Annotated in this window: 6 protein-coding genes; 5 read left to right on the forward strand and 1 reads right to left on the reverse strand. The window is 69.8% G+C overall.

Going from position 1 to position 4,624, the window contains the following annotated elements; genetic code table 11:
* Window positions 1-90: 90 nt before the first annotated feature.
* Entirely contained in the window at window positions 91-717 is a 627-nt protein-coding gene (locus ACFV9G_RS29635; protein WP_378733040.1) for a DUF4245 family protein, read from the reverse strand.
* 130 nt (window positions 718-847) lie between these two features.
* Here ACFV9G_RS29635 and ACFV9G_RS29640 point away from each other — a divergent pair, with 130 nt between their 5' ends.
* The 5 genes from ACFV9G_RS29640 to glpX are packed head-to-tail and all read left to right on the forward strand — an operon-like array spanning window position 848 to window position 4,573.
* Entirely contained in the window at window positions 848-1,237 is a 390-nt protein-coding gene (locus tag ACFV9G_RS29640) for a molybdopterin-binding protein (protein ID WP_378733042.1), read from the forward strand.
* Window positions 1,234-1,995, forward strand: coding sequence for a molybdate ABC transporter substrate-binding protein (modA, locus tag ACFV9G_RS29645; RefSeq protein WP_378733044.1), 762 nt, complete (start codon window positions 1,234-1,236; stop codon window positions 1,993-1,995). Before ACFV9G_RS29640 ends, modA begins: the two co-directional genes overlap by 4 nt.
* A 58-nt stretch (window positions 1,996-2,053) precedes the next feature.
* Window positions 2,054-2,815 (forward strand): ABC transporter permease, encoded by a 762-nt coding sequence (locus ACFV9G_RS29650; RefSeq protein WP_378733046.1) that lies wholly within the window; start codon window positions 2,054-2,056, stop codon window positions 2,813-2,815.
* Window positions 2,812-3,510: a sulfate/molybdate ABC transporter ATP-binding protein gene (locus tag ACFV9G_RS29655; protein WP_378733048.1), complete on the forward strand. Its 699-nt coding sequence runs from the start codon at window positions 2,812-2,814 to the stop codon at window positions 3,508-3,510. The genes ACFV9G_RS29650 and ACFV9G_RS29655 overlap by 4 nt, the downstream gene beginning before the upstream one ends.
* A gap of 43 nt (window positions 3,511-3,553) precedes the next feature.
* A complete protein-coding gene (glpX, locus tag ACFV9G_RS29660) occupies window positions 3,554-4,573 on the forward strand; it encodes a class II fructose-bisphosphatase (RefSeq protein ID WP_378733050.1) in 1,020 nt (339 codons plus the stop codon).
* The last annotated feature ends 51 nt before the right edge of the window (window positions 4,574-4,624 follow it).

The raw sequence follows: 4,624 nt of genomic DNA on the forward strand, positions 1-4,624 counted from the left end.
CAACACGGTCACCTCCGCGCTCGATGGGACCGTGTTGGTCTCGACACGCCTCCGCCTAGCGGCTCCGGCGGCTCGACCAGCGGTGGGCCGCTACTTCTTCAGGGGCTCGGTGGTGATGAGGGCGAGGTAGTCGCGTACGTCGCCGTCCTTGGGGCCCCAGAGCATCAGGGTCTGGCCGTCGACCTCGGCCGAGTAGCCGGTGTCGCCGCCGGAGTCGGTCCATTCGGTCCAGGTGTCGGCGAGCTCGGTGTCGATGCTGACCTCGTCACCCTTCTTGGCCTGGGTGTCGACGTTCTTCTGAGCCAGCGCCTGCGCCGAGCGGGAGGAGAGCTCGAGGCCGACGTAGGAGGTCTCGCCCTTGACGAACGACATCGTCCACGACGGCTCACCGCCGCCCTGGTAGGACGGGTCGGTGTTGGCGTACCAGCCCGAAGGCAGCTCGCGCGGGTAGACGACGTCGAGGTCGGCGACCTGGGCGCTGCGGACGGCCTCGGCCCAGTCGGCCTTGTAGGTCTCGTTGGCACCGCTGACCTCGCGCTCGAGGTTGCCGCGCCACTGCACGATCAGCACGATCGGGACGACGAGGACGAGCAGGAAGATCATCGACCCGATCAGGGCACCGAACGTGCGTGGGTAGCTGCGTGCCGGGGTCTCCGGCTGCTCGCCCGCCGGCTGACTCGACGGTTGGGCGGGCTGCTGCTGATCGGTGTCGCTCACGCCCTCCATGGTCCCACGCGGCCGATGCACCCTCGAATCGAGGCTTTTCCAAGCCCCGACGCCAGAGCAAATTGTTCCGCAGATGAGGGGATATCGCGCATGATAGAACCGCAGATGCGATACTCCTCCGGTGACCACGTACCGCATCGCCGAAGCCGCCGATCTCCTCGGCGTCAGCGACGACACCGTGCGTCGCTGGGTCGATGCGGGGCGGATCGAAGCAACCACCGAGAACGGTCGCGCGGTCATCGATGGCATCGTCCTGGCCACGCTGGCCTCGGAGCTGGCCGATGCGCCCAACCCGGACCGGACCAGGGCGGTCAGCGCGCGCAACCGGATGCTCGGGATCGTCACCAGGACCACCGTGGACACCGTGATGGCCCAGGTGGAGATGGTGTGCGGTCCCTATCGGATCGTCTCGCTGATGAGCGCCGAGGCCGCCATTGAGCTCGGGCTCGAACCCGGCGTCAGCGCCGTGGCTTCGATCAAGTCAACCAACGTCATAGTGGAGCGCCCATGATCACGAACACGAAAATCTCTGCCGCTGTCGCCGTGACAGCCCTCCTCGCGCTCGCCGGGTGCGGCAGTGGGAGCAGCGGTGAGGAGGCGCAGGACAAGGAGCTGACCGTCTTCGCGGCGGCCTCGCTGACCGATACGTTCACCGAGCTCGCCGAGGAGTTCGAGAAGGACCACCCCGGCGTGAAGGTGACCACCAGCTTCGGCGGCTCCTCGGACCTGGTCGCCCAGATCCAGGACGGCGCCCCGGCGGACGTCTTCGCCTCGGCCGACACCAAGAACATGGACAAGCTCGGCGACCTGGCCACCGACCCGGAGGACTTCGCCTCCAACACGCTCGAGATCGCCACGCCCCCGGGCAACCCGGCCAAGATCGCCGGCTTCCAGGACCTCGCCAAGTCCGGCACGAAGGTCGTCGTCTGCGCGGTCGAGGTCCCCTGTGGCAACGCGACCGCCCAGATGGAGGAGAAGACGGGCGTCGACATCAAGCCGGTCAGCGAGGAGCAGTCGGTCAGCGACGTGCTCGCCAAGGTCACCTCCGGTGACGCCGACGCCGGACTCGTGTACGTCACCGACGTGACCGCCGCCGGAGACACCGTGACGGGCGTCGAGTTCGCGGAGTCCGACCAGGTCGTGAACACCTACCCGATCAGCACCCTCGACGGCGCGGACGACGCCGACCTCGCCCAGGAGTTCGTCGACCTGGTGCTCAGCGAGGCGGGACAGAAGGTGCTGAGCGATGCCGGCTTCGGCCAGCCCTGATCTTCTCGGGAGGTCCAGACGGACGGACCGGCAGCGGGGGGCCGGTCCGTCCGTCGGTATGCCCCGCTGGCTGTGGCTCCCGGCGGCACTCGCCGCGGCGTTCGTCATCGTCCCGCTCGCCGCGATCATCCTCCGCGTCGACCTGGCGAGCTTCCCCGCACTGATCACCTCGCCCTCCGCGCTGGAGGCGCTCTGGCTCAGTCTGCGCACCGCGGCGGCCAGCACCGCGTTGTGCATCCTCCTCGGCGTACCTCTCGCGACCGTGCTCGCCCGCACCGACTTCCCGGGCCAGGGTCTGCTGCGCTCCCTGGTGCTGCTCCCGCTCGTGCTGCCGCCGGTCGTCAGCGGCCTGGCCCTGCTCTACACCTTCGGCCGCCGCGGCCTCCTCGGCCAGTCGCTGGACATGGTCGGCATCCAGATCACGTTCACCACGCTCGCCGTGGTGTTGGCGCAGACGTTCGTCGCGCTGCCGTTCCTGGTGATCAGCCTCGAGGGCGCGCTGCGCACCAGCGGCACCCGCTACGAGGCGGTCGCGGCCACGCTCGGCGCCCGCCCGACCACCGTCTTCCGGCGGGTCACCCTCCCTCTGGTCGGCCCCGGCCTTATCTCCGGGTCGGTCCTGGCCTTCGCCCGCTGTCTGGGCGAGTTCGGCGCCACGATCACCTTCGCCGGCAACCTCCCCGGCGTCACGAGCACCATGCCGCTGCAGGTCTACCTGCTCCGTGTCGATGACCCGGACGCGGCGGTCGCGCTCTCGCTGGTGCTGGTCGTCGTCGCGGTCGCCGTGATCGGCTTCGCTCGTCATGGGAGAGCTCTATGAGCAGACTTCACCTGCGTGCGGTGATCCCTCAGCGCGGCATCGACGTCACCCTCGACGTGGCCGCCGGCGAGACGGTCGCACTCACCGGTCCCAACGGCGCCGGCAAGTCGAGCATCCTCGGCGTGATCGCCGGACTCCTCCGTCCCGACGAGGGAGAGGTACGCCTCGGCGACCGCGTCCTCGGCTCCACTCCCCCGCACGCCCGCGGGGTCGCGCTCCTGGCCCAGGACCCGCTGCTCTTCCCGCACATGTCCGTGCTCGCCAACGTCGCCTTCGCACCCCGCGCCCGCGGCGTACATCGCCGGCAGGCCAACGAGCTCGCCACCCGCCACCTCGCCGAGATCGGTGCCGAGACGCTCGCCGGGCGCAAGCCGTCCCAGATCTCCGGTGGCCAGGCCCAGCGGGTCGCGGTGGCCCGGGCGCTCGCCGCCGACCCCGAGCTGCTCCTGCTCGACGAGCCGATGGCCTCGCTCGACGTCGACGTACGTCCTGCCCTGCGTCAGACACTCCGCGAAGCCCTCGAGGACCGGACCGCCATCATCGTCACCCACGACGCGGCCGACGCCCGTGCGCTCGCCGACCGGGTGGTGGTGATCGAGCACGGTCACATCGTCGAGGACGGCCCCACCGAGCAGGTTCTGGAGCACCCGCAGTCGGGCTTCGCTGTGAGGCTTGTCTCTGGATCGATCAAGTGACACCGTGGCCGCTCCACCGCGCCCGGCCGATAGATTGACCCCTATGAACGACACCCAGCCGCTCGGCGTCGCCCCCACCGCTCCTGACCGCAACCTGGCCCTGGAGCTCGTGCGCGTGACCGAGGCAGCGGCGATGGCCGCTGCTCGCTGGGTGGGTCGTGGCGACAAGAACGGCGCCGACGGTGTCGCGGTCAACGCGATGCGCACGATGATCTCCACGGTCGCCATGAACGGCACCGTCGTCATCGGCGAGGGCGAGAAGGACAACGCCCCGATGCTCTACAACGGCGAGCAGGTCGGCGACGGCACCGGACCCGATTGCGACGTCGCGGTCGACCCGATCGACGGCACCACCCTGACCGCCAAGGGCATGAGCAACGCCGTCGCGGTGATGGCGGTCGCCCCGCGCGGCAGCATGTACGACCCCAGCGCCGTCTTCTACATGGAGAAGCTGGTCACCGGCCCCGAGGCCGCCGATGTCGTCGACATCCGCCTGCCGGTCGCCGAGAACATCGCCGCGGTCGCCAAGGCGAAGGACACCAAGGCCTCCGACATCACCGTGATCGTGCTCGACCGTCCGCGCCACGACAAGATGGTCGAGGAGATCCGCGAGACCGGCGCCCGGATCAAGTTCATCGTCGACGGCGACGTCGCCGGCGCGATCTCGGCCGCCCGTGCCGGTTCCGGCGCCGACCTGCTGATGGGCATCGGCGGCACTCCCGAGGGCATCGTCGCCGCGTGCGCGATGAAGGCGCTCGGCGGCACCATCCAGGGCCGGCTGTGGCCCAAGGACGACGCGGAGCGCCAGCGCGCCCTCGACGCCGGCCACAACCTCGACCCCGACTTCGTGCTCCACACCGACGACCTGGTCACCGGCGACGACTGCTTCTTCGTCGCGACCGGCATCACCGACGGCGACCTGATGCGGGGCGTGCAGTACCTCCCCCACGGCGCCATCGTCACCGACTCCCTGGTGATGCGCAGCCGCTCGGGCACGATCCGCAAGGTCACCTCGGAGCACCAGCTCGCCAAGCTCCAGGCCTACAGCGCCATCGATTTCTGAGCCTCGCCCGGCGCTTGCGCCGGGCGAACGCGAAGAGATCGAGCGAGGCCC

The organism is Nocardioides sp. NPDC059952 (assembly GCF_042730435.1).
Classification (GTDB): Bacteria; Actinomycetota; Actinomycetes; order Propionibacteriales; family Nocardioidaceae; genus Nocardioides.

Bases quoted from the DNA above. Each gene is read 5' to 3' on its own strand.
- ACFV9G_RS29655 (WP_378733048.1), top strand. From the start codon at position 2,812: ATGAGCAGACTTCACCTGCGTGCGGTGATCCCTCAGCGCGGCATCGAC.
- glpX (WP_378733050.1), top strand. From the start codon at position 3,554: ATGAACGACACCCAGCCGCTCGGCGTCGCCCCCACCGCTCCTGACCGC.
- ACFV9G_RS29650 (WP_378733046.1), top strand. From the start codon at position 2,054: ATGCCCCGCTGGCTGTGGCTCCCGGCGGCACTCGCCGCGGCGTTCGTC.
- modA (WP_378733044.1), top strand. From the start codon at position 1,234: ATGATCACGAACACGAAAATCTCTGCCGCTGTCGCCGTGACAGCCCTC.